A 16,012-nucleotide genomic window follows, 5' to 3' on the forward strand; every position below is an offset into this window, starting at 1 on the left:
CTATCCATGCATGCGGTGCGTGCGCAGCAGCCGGGCGCGCAGCCCAAGCGGCGCGGTGTCGCCTTGACCTTCGCCGGCCTCGGGCTTCGCTTGCTTGCGCAAAGCCGAACTGCCGAGCCCGGAGCCGTTCGATTTACGCCGCGCGGCCTGGCGTTCGATGACGCGTTGTAGCAGGCAGAAGACGCAAAGCAGCGCGCCGATGACAATCCGGGTCCACCACGAACTGAGCGTGCCGTCGAACGTGATCAAGGTCTGAATCGTGCCCAGCACGCCTACGCCGAAGACCGAGCCGATGATGTAGCCGACCCCGCCCGTGAGCAGCGTGCCGCCGATCACGCTCGCGGCAATTGCGTCGAGTTCCATGCCTTGACCCTGCAAGCCATAGCCCGACAGCACATAGAGCGTGAAGACGAGGCCGCCCAACGCCGAGCACAGACCGCCGAGCGCATAGACGCCGATCTTCGTTCGGGCCACGGGCAAACCCATCAGCAGTGCAGACTTCTCGTTGCCGCCCAGCGCATAGACGTTGCGGCCGAACCGCGTGAAGTGCGCGACGTAGATGGCAAGCGCGAGGGTCACGAGTGCAATCAGCGCTCCTGCGTTCAGCGCACCGCTGCCGATTGGCAGGTTATAGCTCGCCACTGCGTGAAACGAGGGCTCGTCGATGGTGATCGATTGCGTCGTGACAAGAAAGCAGGCACCGCGTGCGAGGAACATCCCTGCGAGCGTCACGATGAACGGCTGCAACCGCAGGTAATGAATCAGCGCACCCATGGCCGCACCGTAAGCGGCGCCGATGGCGAGCACGAGCGGCGCGACAGCCCAGATCGGCCAATGCCACCGTTCGGCGCAAACGGCGCAGACGATCGTCGTGAACGCGACGACGGCGCCGACCGACAGGTCGATCCCGCCCGAGAGAATCACGAACGTCGTGCCGATCGCAACGACCAGCAGGAACGCATTATCGACGAGCAGTCCGAGCAGCACCTGCAACGAGCCGAAGCCCGTGTACATGAACGAACCGAAGCCGAACAACGCTGCAAACAGCGCGATCGTGACGACGATCGGCAGCGTGCGCGGATCGAGAAGACGACGGATGAACGCGCTCATTGCACCTCCGTGCGGGCGCGGGTAGGAGAGGATGGCGCGGTGAACCGTGCTGCAAGCTGAGCGAGCAACGCACGCGCACGCGCCGACTGAATCACGCTGACCACGAGCACGACGATCGCTTTGACGACGAGCGTCGCTTCGGGCGGCACGCCGATCGAATAGGTCGTGTAAGTCAGCGTCTGGATGATGAGCGCACCGAGCACCGTGCCGATCAGCGAGAAGCGACCGCCGGCAAGCGATGTGCCACCGAGCGTGACGGCGAGAATGGCATCGAGTTCGAGCAGCAGCCCCGCGTTGTTGCCGTCGGCACTACGCACGTTGGAACTCGTCAAAATGCCGGCGATCGCCGCCGTCAATCCGCAAAACACATAGACGCCGAACACGATGGCGCTGGAGCGCAGGCCAACGAGGCGCGCCGCGACAGGGTTGACGCCGATGGCTCGCACAAGCAACCCAAGCGCCGTGCGATTGACGAGCAGCGACGTGATTACGACGACGGCCACGGCGATCCACACCGCGCACGGCACCATCGCGACGAAGCCATCGCCGAGCCGCAAATAGCCGCGAGCCCCGATCGGAATGATTTGACCGCCCGTCAACAACTGCGCGACACCGCGCCCGGCCACCATCAGGATCAGCGTTGCGATGATCGGCTGCATGCCGACGAAAGCGGCGAGCAGGCCGTTCCATGCGCCGGCCAAGAGCCCGACCCCGAGCGCCGCAGCGAGCGCGGCGCCGACGTGCGTCGGATCGTCGGCCAGCAGGATCGCAGCAGCAGCCCCGGCGATCGCGACGACGGTGCCCACAGAAATATCGATGCCGCGTGTGGCGATGACGAGCGTCATGCCGAGCGATACGACGACGAGCGGTGCGGCGCGATTGAGAATATCGATCGGCGCGCCGAACAGATGCCCGTCGAGCACGGTGATGCCGAGAAAGTCATGCCGATGCGCGACATCCAGCGCGAACAACAGCAGCAGCGTAACGACGGGCCATAGCAAGGGATGGCGCGCGATCGCCTGCAACAAGCGCGGCATCATGCCTCGCCTCCGGCAATGAGTTGATAAACGGCTTGCTCGTCGAGCTCGTCGCCCGAGAGCTCGGCCACCTTGCGGCGGTCGCGCAACACTGCGATCCGGTCGCTCAAGCGCAGCACCTCGGCGATCTCGGAGGAGATCAACAAAATGCCGAGGCCCTTTGCGCACAACTGCATGACGCGGTCCATGATCTCGAACTTCGCCGCCACGTCGATACCGCGGGTCGGCTCGTCGAGGATCAACATCTTCGGATCGGTCGCCAGCCAGCGCGCCAGCAATGCCTTCTGCTGATTGCCGCCGGAGAGCAATTCGATGGGCTGCTCGATGTCGCGCGCACGAATGCCGAGCGCTTTCACATAGTGTTCGGCGATCCGCTTTTCTTTCGCCCGGCCAAGAGGGCGCCACCAACCGCGCCGCGCCTGTAAAGCCAGCACGATGTTCTCGCGGATCGACAAGGCGGCGACGATGCCTTCCTTCTTGCGATCCTCCGGGCAATAACCGATGCCATGCTTCACCGCATGACGCGGCGAGCCGAGCTTGACCGGTTTGCCGTCGACGGTAATCGAGCCCGTATCAGCGCGGTCGGCACCGAACAGCAGACGCGCAGTTTCGGTGCGTCCCGAGCCGAGCAAGCCGGCCAGACCCATGATGCGTCCCGACTCGAGCGTCAAATCGATTGGCTGCACCGCGCCGCGCCTGCCCACGCCGCGCATGTCGAAGCGAGGCAGAGCGCGGTTCGCAGCAGCCGCATCGTTGCGCTCGGAAGACGAGCGCGTACGTTGCGCGGTGACCGGCACATCGCCCACCATCTTGCGCACGAGCTCGTCGACGGGCAGGTCCTTCGCCAGATATTCGCCTTCACGCTGGCCGTTGCGCATGACGGTGATGCGATCGGAGATCGCGTATGTCTGCTCCAGAAAGTGCGTGACGAACAGAATCGCGATGCCTGACTGCTTCAACTTCGTTAGGACTTCGAACAATTTCGAAACTTCCGAATCGTCGAGGCTTGAAGTCGGTTCATCGAGAATCAGCACGCGCGCATCGACACTGACGGCACGTGCGATCGCCACCATTTGCTGCACGGCGATCGGGTATGTATCGAGTGACTGTGTGACGTCGAGCGAGATATTGAGCTGCGCCAACGCTTCGCGGGCACCCGCGTGAATCGCCTTCCAATCGATCGCCCCACGCCGCCGCGGCTGACGGCCCGCGAAGATGTTTTCGGCGACCGACAGATTGGGACAGAGATTGACCTCTTGATAAAGCGTCCTGATGCCGGCCGCCTCGGCTTCCAGCGGCGCGGCGAACCGAACGCTTTCGCCGTCGATGCGGATCTCGCCCGCGTCGTGGGAATGCACGCCCGTCAGCACATTGATGAGCGTCGATTTGCCTGCGCCATTCTGGCCCATCAGCGTATGAACTTCGCCGGCAAAGAGACGAAAGTCGACGTTGGTGAGCGCATTGACGCCGGGAAACGACTTCGTCAGGCCGAGCGTTTCGAGTACGAGAGGGCCAGTCATGGGCTTCGCTCGCTGAAAGTCCGGGGGCGATCAGTACTTACGCTGCGGCAACACCTGCGCCGCCACGTTCATCGGGAATACCGTCTCGTTCGTGACGATGCGCTTGGGCAGCGTCTTGCCTGCCACGATGTCCTTCACGGCGCTCATCAGTTGCGGCCCGAGCAGCGGGCTGCATTCGACATCGACGTTGATCTTGCCCGCGATCATCGCCTGGAAGCCGCCCTTCGTCGCATCGAACGAAACGACCTTCACGTCCGTCCCCGGTTTCATGCCGGCTTCTTCCATCGCCTGAATGGCGCCGAGGGCCATATCGTCGTTATGCGCGTAGACGACATTGATCTGCTTGCCGTAGGTCTTTGCAAACGCTTCCATCACTTGTTTGCCGCCTGCCAGCGTGAAGTCTCCGCTTTGCGACGCGATGATCTTGAACTTCGGATCGTTCTTGATGATTTCCATCAAGCCCGAATGGCGATCGTTCGCGGGCGCGGAGCCGACCGTGCCTTGCAATTCAGCGATATTGATCGGGCCCGGGTTGTTCTTGTACGTCTCTTCAAGCCAACGGCCCGCGCGACGACCTTCCTCGAGGAAGTCCGAACCGATCATCGTGACGTAGAGCGACTTGTCTTTGACGTCGATGTTGCGATCGGTCAGCACGACGGGGATATGCGCTTTCTTCGCTTCCTCCAGCACGGGCTCCCAGCCCGATTCGACGACCGGCGAGAATGCGATCACGTCCACCTTTTGCGCGATGTACGAACGAATCGCGCGGATCTGGTTCTCTTGCTTCTGCTGTGCGTCGGAGAACTTCAGATTGATGCCCGCATCCTTTGCAGCCTGTTTGACCGACACCGTGTTCGCCGTACGCCATGCGCTTTCCGCGCCGACCTGAGCGAAACCGAGCGTGATCTTCTTGTCCTGCGCGTGGCTATCGACCACGACCGACATCGCCACCGTCAATCCGAGCAATGCGTTTAGCGCCAACCGTACCGAACGTCCCATGCTTGTCTCCGTTTGTCTTTGATGCGTGCTTGGTTTTGTTACATCGAACGAACTGCTTGATACACCGTATGCGCCGTCTCAGGATCGCGGCCGCCTGTCGACGTGCTGTTTTCTAAATAGCCAAACTATAAGCACGGTCAAACCGAGAAACGATTAGCGTTTTCCCCAGCTTCGCCACGTCAATAGTCATGCTATTTCTATCGACGATCTGAGGAAAAGGCGCCACGAAGAGGCCGGAAAGTGCCAATATGTGGGAAATTAGCCACATCGCCGCCTCTCGAAGAGTGATCTTACGGTGGATCGCGGCGCAAGCAGCGAGATCCATCGAGATCTATAATCGTTTTACTATATTCGCCTACAACAGGCATAGCGCAATGACAGACAAACCCGCCAAGCTTCGCTCCGCCCAATGGTTCGGCACGGCCGACAAGAACGGCTTCATGTATCGCAGTTGGATGAAGAACCAGGGCATCCCCGATCACGAGTTTCAGGGCAAGCCGATCATCGGCATCTGCAACACCTGGTCGGAACTCACGCCGTGCAATGCGCACTTTCGCAAGCTCGCGGAACACGTCAAACGCGGCGTGTTCGAGGCGGGCGGCTTCCCTGTCGAATTCCCGGTGTTCTCGAACGGCGAATCGAATCTGAGGCCGACCGCCATGTTTACGCGCAATCTCGCGAGCATGGATGTGGAAGAGTCGATCCGCGGCAATCCGATCGACGCGGTGGTCTTGCTGGCCGGTTGCGACAAAACCACGCCCGCGTTGCTAATGGGGGCGGCCAGTTGCGACGTGCCCGCGATCGTCGTCAGCGGCGGCCCGATGCTCAACGGTAAACATGAAGGGCGCGACATCGGCTCGGGCACCGTGGTTTGGCAATTGAGCGAGCAAGTGAAAGCAGGGCGCATTTCGATTCACGAATTCATGGCCGCGGAGGCCGGGATGTCGCGGTCGGCCGGCACCTGCAACACAATGGGCACCGCCTCGACGATGGCATGCATGGCCGAAGCGCTGGGTGTGACGTTGCCGCACAACGCGGCCATTCCCGCCGTCGATTCGCGTCGTTACGTCCTCGCACATCTTTCGGGCATGCGCATCGTCGAGATGGCATTGCAGGACGTGCGGCTCTCGAAGCTGTTGACGCGCGAAGCGTTCGAAAATGCGATTCGCGCCAATGCCGCGATCGGCGGCTCGACCAATGCGGCCATTCACTTGAAGGCGATCGCCGGCCGCATCGGCGTGCAACTCGAGCTCGACGATTGGACGCGCATCGGGCGCGGTACGCCGACGTTGGTCGACCTGCAGCCGTCGGGCCGCTTCCTGATGGAGGAGTTCTACTACGCGGGCGGTTTGCCCGCAGTATTGCGCCGCCTCGGGGAAGCCGGAATGCTGCCGCACCCCGACGCGTTGACCGCTAACGGCCACTCGCTTTGGGACAACTGCAAAGAGGCGCCGATTTACAACGACGAAGTGATCCGGCCACTGGCGACGCCGCTCGTTTCCGACGGCGGGCTTTGCGTGTTGCGCGGCAACCTCGCGCCGCGTGGCGCAGTGCTCAAGCCGTCGGCCGCAACCGCGTCGTTGCTCAAGCATCGCGGCCGTGCCGTCGTCTTCGAGAACTTCGACGACTATAAAGCGCGCATCGCCGATCCCGATCTGGAGGCGACCGCAGATTCGATTCTGGTCATGAAAAACTGCGGGCCGAAGGGTTACCCGGGAATGGCGGAAGTGGGCAACATGGGCTTGCCGCCGAAGTTGCTTGCACAAGGCGTGACCGACATGGTTCGCATTTCCGACGCGCGCATGAGCGGGACCGCGTACGGCACGGTCGTGTTGCACGTCGCTCCGGAAGCGCGCGCGGGCGGACCGCTTGCTATCGTGCGAAACGGCGATTGGATCGAACTCGATTGCGAGGCAGGGCGGTTGCATCTGGACATCGGCGAAGAAGAACTCGCTCAACGTTTGGCCGAATGGCGCGAGACCAACACGCGACCCAATGCGGCCGACGTCAGCGGCTACCGCAATCTTTATATCGACCACGTGTTGCAAGCGGACGAGGGGTGCGACTTCGATTTCCTCGTCGGTTGTCGCGGGGCGGAAGTGCCGCCGCACTCGCATTGAAGAGGCGGCGCGCCATTTGATGGGTTTATGCGGGCGAGCCCGCGTCGAATCGGTCCTCGGGTTCAGACCTCGCGGGGGCCGATTCCGACGTTCTACGTCTAGCGATCAACCGGCGATGGGCCGCCCGATAACGAGAATCGTCTCCGCATCCGCTTTCGCGTTTTCCAACTGCACGAGACTGGCCTGACGTGCGCCGAGCGGATCCCGATGCTCGATCGCCGTCATAATTGCCTTGTGCCGCGGCAACGACAGCGCGTGCGTATCGGGGTGACGGCTCGTCAGTTTGATCGATTCGGTCAATGCAAGCGACATCATGTTGCCGATGAAGGCGAGCATGTCGTTATGCGTGGCGGCCATTACAGCGCGGTGAAACTCGAGATCGGGTTCCAACAGTTCGGTTGCCGTTTGCGCGCTTTCCATCTGCTGATAGGCGCGACGAATTCGCGCGACATCCTCTTCCGTGGCTTCGGTTGCCGCGAGCGCGGCTGCGGCCGGCTCGATAATGCGTCGCACCGTCAACAGCGAGCGAAAGAACTCCCCTTCGGGCGTGACGCTGATCGTCCAAAACAGCACGTCCGGGTCGAGCATGTGCCATTCTTCGCGCGGACGCACGACGCTGCCCACGCGCGGCTTCGAGACGACGAGCCCTTTCGCGACGAGAACACGCGTCGCCTCGCGCAACACGGGGCGGCTTACGCCGTAGGCTTCGCATAGCGTGGGTTCGGGCGGCAGGCGTTCACCGGGTGCGAACTTGCCGCTGACGATCTCGGTGCCGAGTTCCTGCACGATCCGCGCGTGCATGCTCTTGCGGTTCTTGAGATGTCGATAGTCCATAGAGTTCGAGAATGCGGCCGGCCGAGTTGAGCGTCAGCAAGCGAAATGGCTCATGTCGAGCGCGCGACGGATAGGCGGCGAAGTGTGCGCCAGCATAGCACATACAGTATGGCCAGAGGACCCGGGCGACAGTTGGAATAAACCATCATTGCGGTGCGTTTGAACTCGTGTGAGGGGATCGCAAATGAACGGGAACGCGCCACTGCGTCGTGGCATCTATCGCGGCAAGACCTCCCCGTTCGCATCGCCGATGCGCCCGACGGTCTCCCATTCGTCAGGAGAGACACGTGAACCTGAAACCTATCCCCACGCTGGCGCTGGCTGCCGCCGTGGTTGCTCTGGCGTTCAATGCGCAGGCCCAGGGCGCCAACGGCGCCGCCCCGACAGACCCTCAAATCGCCGCGATTGTCGTGACCGCCAACCAGGTCGACATCGACGCGGGCAAACTCGCCATTCAAAAGAGTGCGAGCAAAGACGTCAAGGCCTTTGCCCAGACGATGGTGCGGGACCACGCGGGCGTCAATCAAGCCGCAGGCGATCTCGTTCATAAGCTGAAGGTCACCCCTGAGCCCAACGCGACGAGCGAATCGCTAAAGAACGGCGGAGCGGAGAACCTCGCCAAGCTGAAAGGGTTGACCGGAAAGGCGTTCGATAAAGCCTACGTCAATCACGAAGTGGCATACCATCAAGCCGTGCTCGACGCGATGGACAAGACGTTGATCCCCGACGCGCAGAATACGGAATTGAAAGCGCTGCTCGTCAAGGTCAGGCCGACATTCGTCGCGCATCTGAATCACGCCAAAGCATTGGACGAGCAATTAAATGGAAGCGGCGGAAACTAGTTGCGCGAGGCGCTTGAGAGCGGCCGGCGTTGCGCTGTGCGTAGGCGCCTGCGCGGCGCTCGCGTTGCCCGCGTCGGCAAAGACATGGACCGTCAAGATGGTCGATATGCAGTTCGTACCGGCCAATTTGACCGTTGCGCGCGACGATACGATCGTTTGGGTCAATTCAGATATCGTCGCGCATACGGTGACTTCGACGGTTGCCGGCGGCTTCGACTCACACGCGATCGCGCCCGGCGGTCGGTGGCGTTATCGCGCGAAGACGCCAGGCCACCTGGCGTACCGATGCACGTTTCATCCGACGATGCAGGCGCAACTCATCGTCAAGGAACGACCATGAGCTCCGGTACGACGATAGGCGGTGCGACTGCACGCGACTGGGAAAGCGTTGACGACCGCGCGCTGGCCGCCGCCGTAGGCGCTGGCGAGCGCGACGCCTTCGTGTGCCTGATGCGCCGCTACAACCAGCGGCTCTATCGCCTCGCACGTGCGACCTTGCGCGACGATGCCGAGGCCCAGGATGCGTTGCAGGACGCGTATCTGGCAGCGTATCGCGCCATCGGCGCTTTCCGCGGCGATGCTCAACTTTCCACCTGGCTTTCGCGGCTCGTCCTGAACGCGTGCCTGGCACGATTGCGACGCGACGCGCGCAGGCATGCCGTCGCGCCGATGGTCAGCACATCGGCAAACGACGCACCGGATCACGAGCTCATGGACGAATCTTGCGCATCACAGCCGGACGACGCACTCATGCGCGCACAGGTGCGTGCGTTGCTCGAACGAAAACTCGATGCGCTACCGGAGGCGTTCCGGGTTGTCTTTGTCCTGCGCTGCGTCGAAGAGCTCAGCGTCGAGGAAACGGCGCAGTGCCTTGGCATACCCGAATCGACGGTACGTACGCGCCATTTTCGAGCGCGCAGCTTGTTGCGCGAATCGTTGTCGCAGGAACTCGATCTGGCGGAGCGCGATGTTTTCTCATTCGATGGTGCGCGCTGCGACAGTATCGTCGCCGCGGTGCTCGCACGCCTCGATGCACGGGCAAGCGAGTAGGGCAGGCGTCGGCGGATGCCCCCGGCTCGGAACAGGACTCAGGTTGATTTTTGTATCAAGTCCCGATGGTCGCCGTTCATTAATATCATGTTGTGATATATATTTAACTTCTTGATCTAACGCAATGTACTGCCATTCCGTCAAGGTAAGGTAAGTACGCACCGGCCTACGCATTGCTGCCGGGCTGGTGCTTTGTCTTCCCAGTGAGGAAGCCGGTGAAACCGCTCCAACGACACGTAGTTGCACACTCGATCTATCCCCGTGGGGAGCGCGCGAATACCAACTGCGGGTGTTCGGGATGGGCTCGTTTTTCCGCGCGGGCCGACTGCGGAGGAACATCGTGAGTGACACCAGAACCTTTGAAATTTTTCGCTACGATCCGGACCGCGATCCCAAGCCGTACATGCAGACGTACGAGATTGAAGTGACCCCGGATGACCGGATGTTGCTCGATGTACTTGTCCGGCTCAAGGCACAGGACGAGACGCTAAGCTTTCGGCGTTCGTGTCGCGAAGGCGTGTGCGGCTCGGATGCGATGAACATCGACCGCAAGAATGGACTCGCTTGCGTAACCAACCTTAACGACCTCCCTCGGCACACGGTTTTGCGTCCGCTGCCCGGATTGCCGGTCGTTCGCGACCTGATCGTGGACATGACCGCGTTCTTCAACCAGTACCACTCGATCAAGCCTTACCTGATCAACGACACGCTCCCACCCGAGCGGGAAAGGCTTCAGACGCCCGAGGAGCGCAATCAACTCGACGGTCTCTACGAGTGCATCTTGTGCGCGTGCTGTTCCACCGCGTGCCCCTCGTACTGGTGGAATCCGGATAAATATGTCGGTCCCGCCGGACTCCTGCAGGCTTATCGCTTTCTGGTCGATTCCCGCGACGAGGGCACGGCTGAGCGGCTCGACAATCTTGACGATCCGTACCGTCTTCAGCGCTGCCGGATGATTCTGAACTGCACGGATGTCTGCCCTAAAGGCCTGAATCCGGCAAGGGCAATCGGGGAGATTCGCAGCATGCTTGTGCGCAGGGCGATCTGAGCGCCGCAACCTGGTGTGGAGAGGCTGACATGGCAATGCCAAGGGCAACACAGGGGGAGTTGATCGACGTTCGACCACTCGGCGATGCATTGCGGGAGTCGAAATCGGTCACCCTCATGCGGTCGGATCATCTGGAGGGGTGAATGATGGAAAACTCACTGTATCCGCAGTCAAGCCCGGAACTTGCCAGACGCCGCCGCTGATCTGCCGAACACCAGCGTTTGGCGCAATTCGTGCGACTTCTTGAACGTCAATCGATGCTCCTTGATGGTCCCGATGAAGATCGGGATCAGGGTGTGGGGATGTGTCTTTCAGATGCCCGGCGCGACGTCATACAAAGTCGGACAACGAGACTTTCGCCCAACGGCGTCACGAGAGGTTTGCCCTTGCACCGGCGACACTTGTCAATCTGGACCAGGTTCCCACTCAACAGCGGCAGCAGATCGGGCCATTCGATGCTGACCTGCCCGGGCGTACGAGCGATGAGCATCAGCGTGGCGATCTCGTGGGGCGTCAACATCGGGAAATTCGCGGCGCAAGGGGACAACGCACCGCTTACTGATGCGGTGCGGTTTGAAGGTTGTGCCCGATCATCCCCCTGGTTGTCAGCATGGTCTACCCACCGGGATGCGGTGCCTTCGACCTCATAGGGCGTATCCATCAATGTCCTCCTCGCCGACTTTCTGACACGCGAGTCTCAGTAACCCGCATTCTTGGCGGCGTCTGCTAAACGTGGAAGGGAGACATGCAAACATTCGTCGCCAGCTTCCGCAACGCGTCAATATCGAGAATCCGGAGATCCTTGCCGTGCACCTCGATCAGCCGCTGCGCCTGCAATTTCGACAGCATCCGGCTGACGGTCTCGAGCTTCAGCCCGAGGTAGCTTCCAATGTCTTCGCGTCAACCACAATGTTGCCCGGCTCACGAGCGACGTATCCGATGTCCACGCGAGGCCCGAAGTCATGCCCGATCTGCATGACGCGGCAGCCGTGGCGGTCGTTGACAAAGCGCATGAACTCGCCGGGCTCCAGCGTGCTCGTCGAGCAGGGATGCGATTCGTTCGGTAGCGCATATAACATGCATCAACAATACATCATTTAGACTGCGCTAACAATGATGCCGAACGAGCGGATCCATGAACCTTTAACGCGGGCGCTATCGCACTCATCGGATCGCTGAAGGGTGGCGCCGCTGTCGTCGTGCGACCAATTGACCCAGATCGGGTTCGAGTGCCGATCTCTATGCTAAAAAATACATCAGAAACGCTCTTTTCAGAGCTTCACCGGCCTGTGCATTGAGGCCGCTCGCGCACCTCATTCTGCTTTTCTGTGTTCATTCGGGAGTACGACTATGTCCGCCCTCACAACCCCTGCCGCCGTGATCGTCGTCGATATCGGCACCGTTGATCCGCACGAGCGCCATTCAATGGTTTTCGACACGTTTGCACGATTGGCCCCCGGCCAGGCGCTCGAACTCGTATCGGACCACAATCCCGAACCGTTGCTGGAAGAATTTGCTGCCGAATTGCCGGATGGATTCTGGTGGCAAGGCAAACAAGGGCGCGCGGACCTGTGGTGTGTGCTGATTGGCAAGCCCGTCACGGCGCTTGATTGACTTCGACCATACGCAGCGCGACGCGGATCGAGACTTCATCAAGCGACTAGGGACTTCCGAGAACATGTCCATTGACGGTTTTGCCGTACATCGAGTTTGGTGAGTCGTGGTATTGCTTGCGGGTCGCCTCCACGGACCCTGCGAAACGCGGATCCTGTGGTCGCTCGTGACTGTCCATGAACGTTGCCACGTCCCATGCTTGCTGATCCGTCAGGGTGCCACCCAGTGCGAGCGGCATGTTCGCCTTGATAAAGCCCGCCGCATTCTGGATCTCATGCATGCCGGCACCCCAGTTAAAAGAGTGTTCACCCCATAGCGGCGGGAATACGGTTTTTCCGTTGGTCGACTGACCCTGGCCGTCGGCGCCGTGACACAACGCGCAATGCTGTGCATAGACCTGACTACCTCTCGTGAAGTCCGGTTTCTGCGCGGGCGCCGCAAGCTTCGGATAACCGCGTCCAGCGACCTTTTCGCCCAGCGGAGCACCTTTAGCGAGCCAGTAAGCGTAAGTCTCCAATGCAACGAGTGTCGGGTCCCCCAGCGGCGGCGCCTTGCCGTTCATGCTGTACCGGAAGCAGCCCTGCATGCGCTCGGCAAACGTATTCACATGTCTATTCTTGCTGCGGTAAGCGGGGTATGAAATGTACGCAGCCCAAAGAGGGCTCGAGTTCGCTTTGCGGCCGGCATCCAGATGACAACTGGCGCAGTTAAGCGAGTTGCCCACATATTTGCCGGCGAATTCCTGGGTGTGCGTGAATATCTGTTCCCCCATCTTTACCGACTTGCCAAAATCATCGATCGGCATCGTTTCCTCGGCGGGCGGGACGAACACTTTTCCGGCGGTGCCTGTCGTTGATTTCGCCGGCGGCATTGTGCTTGCACTGCTACCGGCGTCGGCTGCGAACGAGCTGGAACTGGTTGCACTCAGGATGAGAAGGCAGGCGCTTCCATAGATCAGTCCGCGTACGTTCATCATTTGCTCACCTTCGTCGGAGCGACACCAGCCGAAGCCTCGCCGCCGTAGTAGTCCGCAACCGCCGCGATGTCGGCGTCCGAGAGTTTGCTCGCGATCACCGGCATGAGCGCCATGGGACCCGGCGGCCGGGCACCCGTCTTCCAGCCGTGCAACTGGCCTGAAATATAGGCGGCGGGTTGCCCCGCGAGTGGTGGAAAAGTCTCACCGACGCCCACACCACCAGGCCCGTGGCACTGCGCACAAGCTGGAAGGCCACTGCTCCATCGGCCGCGGGTGGCGAGCCATGCACCCGTGTCAGAAGGCTTGATCTTCCCCGGATCTTCAGCGATGTTCCCGACGGGCGCTGGCAGCTTGCTGAAGTAATCGGCGACAGCGTTACGGTCATCCAGCGTCATGAGCCTGGAGAAAGGTTGCATGACCGGACTCTTCCGTTGCCCCGTTGCAAATTCGGCTAGCTGTGCCGACAGGTACGCGGCGCTCAGTCCTGCGAGTCGCGGAAATCCCGCTGCAGCGTTACCTTCGCCGTTCGGGCCGTGACAACTGATGCAGGCGGGGATACCCTTTGCCGCGCCCTTTGTCGCGATCGTCATGCCAAGCGGCGAGTCCTGCGCATACGTGCTGGTCATTCCCACGATCGCCCCAACGACGACCGCGCACCGTGCGAGTGTTGCTTTGCGTTCCGGATTGATTCGTTGCCTCATACGTCCCCTCGTTTTTGTAGTTTCGCGCTCCGGATGCTTGGCCAGCCGTGAAGGCCAGCATCGATCCAATCGGCCCGCGAGACCAATAGCAATTTCCCGATCAGCAGCCGGTATTCACGTCGCTTGTCTCAGATTGTCTGACAGATTCAGCGGCCCGTCGGCATTTCGTATTTCCTGAGAGTCGAAGCGGCCTGCTGCAGATCGACCGTTTACTGCAAATAGCTTACCGAGAGACGTCCAGGAGTTGCTACAGAGAGGACATTACGAGGCAGCCAGAAGCGCGGTGTCGCTGCCACGTGCTGCCGCGCGCTTTGCTGAAAAAACATGGAGATATCAGATATGAACACAGCCATTCACGGCGATCGGGTCGCTCGCACTACCACGTCGACAGTCAACACCCGGATCGCCGAAGAGCACGCGCGCAGCGCTCAAAGTGCTGGCCGATGAGTTGGGCCTCACGGTTGCACAGTTCGCCCCGGCATGGTTGCTGGCTCAGGGCGACGATGTCGTGCCCATTCCCGGTACGCGCAAGCTCGAGCGGATTGCCGAAAACGCACAGGCCGCCGCGGTATCGCTCGCACCCGAAACGCTGGCTCGTATCGACGCCATTGCAGGCAGAACGCGCTGGGCGGGCGATCGCCGCTCATTCGCCGCGCACGGGGTCACCCGCAGGGCGACAAGCGACTGATTGGCTGCCATGCCCGGCCCGCGTGGCGCCCACGCCTTGCTTCGCCTCGATCAGCTATGATGCAGGGCGATACCGCGAGCGGAGACCCAACATGGCCGAGCCTTTTCGCTTTCAAACCGTCCCGACGATCATCGTCGAATTCGGCGCCTCGCGGCGTCTCGGCACGTTGCTCCGTGACCGATATAGCGCGCTTACGCGGCTATGTCTGGTGACGGACGGATTTCTGCACCGCAGCGGATTGCTGGCGCCCGCGCTGGCGGATCTCGCGGCGAGCGGGTGGTCCGTGACAGTCGTCGATAACGTCGTGGCCGACCCGCCGGAACACGTTGTGCTCGAAGCGGCAACCCGCGCGCGCGACGCGCAGGCGCAAATCGTCATCGGGCTAGGTGGGGGCTCGTCGATGGATGTCGCCAAGCTGCTGTCCGTGTTGCTGGCCGGCGAGCAACCGCTCGCCGAGATGTACGGGGTCAACCGCGTCGAAGGGACGCGCGTACCGCTCGTTCAAATGCCCACGACGGCCGGTACCGGCTCGGAAGTGACGGCCGTTTCGATCGTCACAGTCGGCGAGGCGACGAAAATGGGTGTCGTCGCGCCGCAATTGATCGCCGATCTCGCGATTCTCGATGCCGAACTTACTTTGGGCCTGCCTCCTGCCGCGACCGCCGCGACAGGCATCGATGCAATGGTCCATGCCATCGAGGCCTACACCTCCGCGCGACTGAAAAACCCTATCTCCGACATGTTGGCCGTGCGGGCGCTGCAACTGCTTTCGCGCAGCCTCCTGACCGCGTGCCGCAACGGCCACGACCGTGCGGCTCGCGAGGCGATGCTGCTCGGCGCGACCTTCGCCGGGCAGGCGTTCGCGAACGCGCCTGTGGCCGCGGTTCACGCGCTGGCTTACCCGATCGGCGGCATCTATCACGTACCGCATGGCCTGTCGAACGCGCTCGTGCTCCCGCACGTCTTGAAGTTCAACGCCGAGACGGCGGCGCCACACTACGCCGAATTGGCCGAAGCCGTGCTGCCCGAGGCCGTTGGCACCAGCGAAGCAAAGACGCTCGCATTCATCGGGCACATCGAGCATTTGATTGCCGAGACGGGCATCCCGTCGACGCTGCGGGAGGTGGGAATCGCTCGCGAGGGGCTCGAGCGCATGGCGAAGGACGCCATGCTGCAGCAGCGTTTGCTGGTCAACAATCCGCGGCCCGTCACCGAAGCGGATGCGTTGGCAATCTATTCCTCAGCCTTCTAGCCCGGCCTGTAAGCCCGAACCATGGCGCTCGCCGACTAGTGTGTCGCGACGCACAGTAGCGCCCGCGTAGAAGCTTTACGATTTCCTTACGCATCACAAAGCAGGCCAACGACACCCCACAGCGCCTTGGCACGGCGCCGTGAGGCGGTCGCGCGCGTTCGAAACGCGCGCCGCGACATGCATCGACGTGCGCTTTTCCCCCTGCGCACGCCGATGTAACG

17 protein-coding genes and 2 pseudogenes are annotated in these 16,012 nt (G+C 61.5%); 9 read left to right on the forward strand and 10 right to left on the reverse strand.

The genetic code is table 11. The annotated features are described in order from the left end of the window. From yjfF to C0Z19_RS01790, 5 genes are all read right to left on the reverse strand, one after another. Positions 1-1,110, reverse strand: a complete 1,110-nt coding sequence (yjfF, locus tag C0Z19_RS01770; RefSeq protein ID WP_102608052.1) for a galactofuranose ABC transporter, permease protein YjfF — start codon at positions 1,108-1,110, stop codon at positions 1-3. Next, the gene (locus C0Z19_RS01775) at positions 1,107-2,147 is read right to left on the reverse strand and encodes an ABC transporter permease (protein ID WP_102608173.1); all 1,041 of its coding nucleotides are present in this window, start codon (positions 2,145-2,147) and stop codon (positions 1,107-1,109) included. Before C0Z19_RS01775 ends, yjfF begins: the two co-directional genes overlap by 4 nt. Beyond that, positions 2,147-3,667 carry a sugar ABC transporter ATP-binding protein gene (locus C0Z19_RS01780; RefSeq protein ID WP_102608053.1) on the reverse strand — a complete coding sequence of 507 codons (1,521 nt, stop codon included), beginning with the start codon at positions 3,665-3,667 and terminating at the stop codon, positions 2,147-2,149. The genes C0Z19_RS01775 and C0Z19_RS01780 overlap by 1 nt, the downstream gene beginning before the upstream one ends. 30 nt (positions 3,668-3,697) lie before the next feature. Then, on the reverse strand, positions 3,698-4,612 hold the full coding sequence (locus tag C0Z19_RS01785) for an ABC transporter substrate-binding protein (protein ID WP_233195961.1): 915 nt from the start codon (positions 4,610-4,612) through the stop codon (positions 3,698-3,700). Positions 4,613-4,778: 166 nt separating this feature from the next. After that, a complete protein-coding gene (locus tag C0Z19_RS01790) occupies positions 4,779-4,991 on the reverse strand; it encodes a hypothetical protein (RefSeq protein ID WP_102608055.1) in 213 nt (70 codons plus the stop codon). A 49-nt stretch (positions 4,992-5,040) separates the two neighbouring features. Between C0Z19_RS01790 and C0Z19_RS01795 the strand changes: the two genes are divergently transcribed. Further along, positions 5,041-6,786, forward strand: a complete 1,746-nt coding sequence (locus C0Z19_RS01795) for an IlvD/Edd family dehydratase (RefSeq protein ID WP_102608056.1) — start codon at positions 5,041-5,043, stop codon at positions 6,784-6,786. A gap of 105 nt (positions 6,787-6,891) precedes the next feature. On the opposite strand, the gene C0Z19_RS01800 is transcribed toward C0Z19_RS01795, so the two are convergent. After that, the gene (locus tag C0Z19_RS01800; protein WP_102608057.1) at positions 6,892-7,620 is read right to left on the reverse strand and encodes a FadR/GntR family transcriptional regulator; all 729 of its coding nucleotides are present in this window, start codon (positions 7,618-7,620) and stop codon (positions 6,892-6,894) included. A gap of 293 nt (positions 7,621-7,913) precedes the next feature. On the opposite strand from C0Z19_RS01800, the gene C0Z19_RS01805 reads away from it, so the two are divergent. The 5 genes and pseudogenes from C0Z19_RS01805 to C0Z19_RS28995 form a co-directional block, all read left to right on the forward strand. Next, on the forward strand, positions 7,914-8,462 hold the full coding sequence (locus C0Z19_RS01805; protein ID WP_102608174.1) for a DUF4142 domain-containing protein: 549 nt from the start codon (positions 7,914-7,916) through the stop codon (positions 8,460-8,462). Next, complete coding sequence (locus C0Z19_RS01810) at positions 8,443-8,802, forward strand: cupredoxin domain-containing protein (protein ID WP_102608058.1); 360 nt, start codon at positions 8,443-8,445, stop codon at positions 8,800-8,802. The genes C0Z19_RS01805 and C0Z19_RS01810 overlap by 20 nt, the downstream gene beginning before the upstream one ends. Further along, entirely contained in the window at positions 8,799-9,512 is a 714-nt protein-coding gene (locus C0Z19_RS01815; protein WP_102608059.1) for an RNA polymerase sigma factor, read from the forward strand. The genes C0Z19_RS01810 and C0Z19_RS01815 overlap by 4 nt, the downstream gene beginning before the upstream one ends. A gap of 340 nt (positions 9,513-9,852) precedes the next feature. Then, a complete protein-coding gene (locus C0Z19_RS01820) occupies positions 9,853-10,560 on the forward strand; it encodes a succinate dehydrogenase/fumarate reductase iron-sulfur subunit (RefSeq protein ID WP_102608175.1) in 708 nt (235 codons plus the stop codon). Between the two features lie 29 nt (positions 10,561-10,589). Next, positions 10,590-10,697, forward strand: a pseudogene (locus tag C0Z19_RS28995) (cupin domain-containing protein); the annotation flags it as partial. A gap of 152 nt (positions 10,698-10,849) precedes the next feature. Here C0Z19_RS28995 and C0Z19_RS27865 read toward each other — a convergent pair. Next, a complete protein-coding gene (locus tag C0Z19_RS27865; protein WP_146011974.1) occupies positions 10,850-11,221 on the reverse strand; it encodes a hypothetical protein in 372 nt (123 codons plus the stop codon). A gap of 65 nt (positions 11,222-11,286) precedes the next feature. Beyond that, a pseudogene (locus tag C0Z19_RS28405) lies at positions 11,287-11,460 on the reverse strand (helix-turn-helix domain-containing protein); the annotation flags it as partial. Between the two features lie 450 nt (positions 11,461-11,910). On the opposite strand from C0Z19_RS28405, the gene C0Z19_RS01835 reads away from it, so the two are divergent. After that, positions 11,911-12,174 (forward strand): DUF2249 domain-containing protein, encoded by a 264-nt coding sequence (locus tag C0Z19_RS01835; protein WP_102608060.1) that lies wholly within the window; start codon positions 11,911-11,913, stop codon positions 12,172-12,174. Between the two features lie 46 nt (positions 12,175-12,220). Here the strand turns inward: C0Z19_RS01835 and C0Z19_RS01840 are convergent, their stop codons facing one another. Together C0Z19_RS01840 and C0Z19_RS01845 are read right to left on the reverse strand one after the other, a co-directional pair. Continuing rightward, positions 12,221-13,045, reverse strand: a complete 825-nt coding sequence (locus C0Z19_RS01840; RefSeq protein ID WP_233195964.1) for a c-type cytochrome — start codon at positions 13,043-13,045, stop codon at positions 12,221-12,223. A gap of 101 nt (positions 13,046-13,146) precedes the next feature. After that, entirely contained in the window at positions 13,147-13,851 is a 705-nt protein-coding gene (locus C0Z19_RS01845) for a c-type cytochrome (protein WP_102608061.1), read from the reverse strand. Positions 13,852-14,212: 361 nt separating this feature from the next. On the opposite strand from C0Z19_RS01845, the gene C0Z19_RS01850 reads away from it, so the two are divergent. Both C0Z19_RS01850 and C0Z19_RS01855 read left to right on the forward strand, forming a co-directional pair. Next, a complete protein-coding gene (locus C0Z19_RS01850; RefSeq protein ID WP_102608062.1) occupies positions 14,213-14,539 on the forward strand; it encodes an aldo/keto reductase in 327 nt (108 codons plus the stop codon). A 91-nt stretch (positions 14,540-14,630) separates the two neighbouring features. Further along, positions 14,631-15,791, forward strand: coding sequence for an iron-containing alcohol dehydrogenase (locus C0Z19_RS01855; RefSeq protein ID WP_102608063.1), 1,161 nt, complete (start codon positions 14,631-14,633; stop codon positions 15,789-15,791). Positions 15,792-16,012: the final 221 nt, after the last annotated feature.

The organism is Trinickia soli (assembly GCF_002879855.1).
Lineage (GTDB): Bacteria > Pseudomonadota > Gammaproteobacteria > Burkholderiales > Burkholderiaceae > Trinickia > Trinickia soli.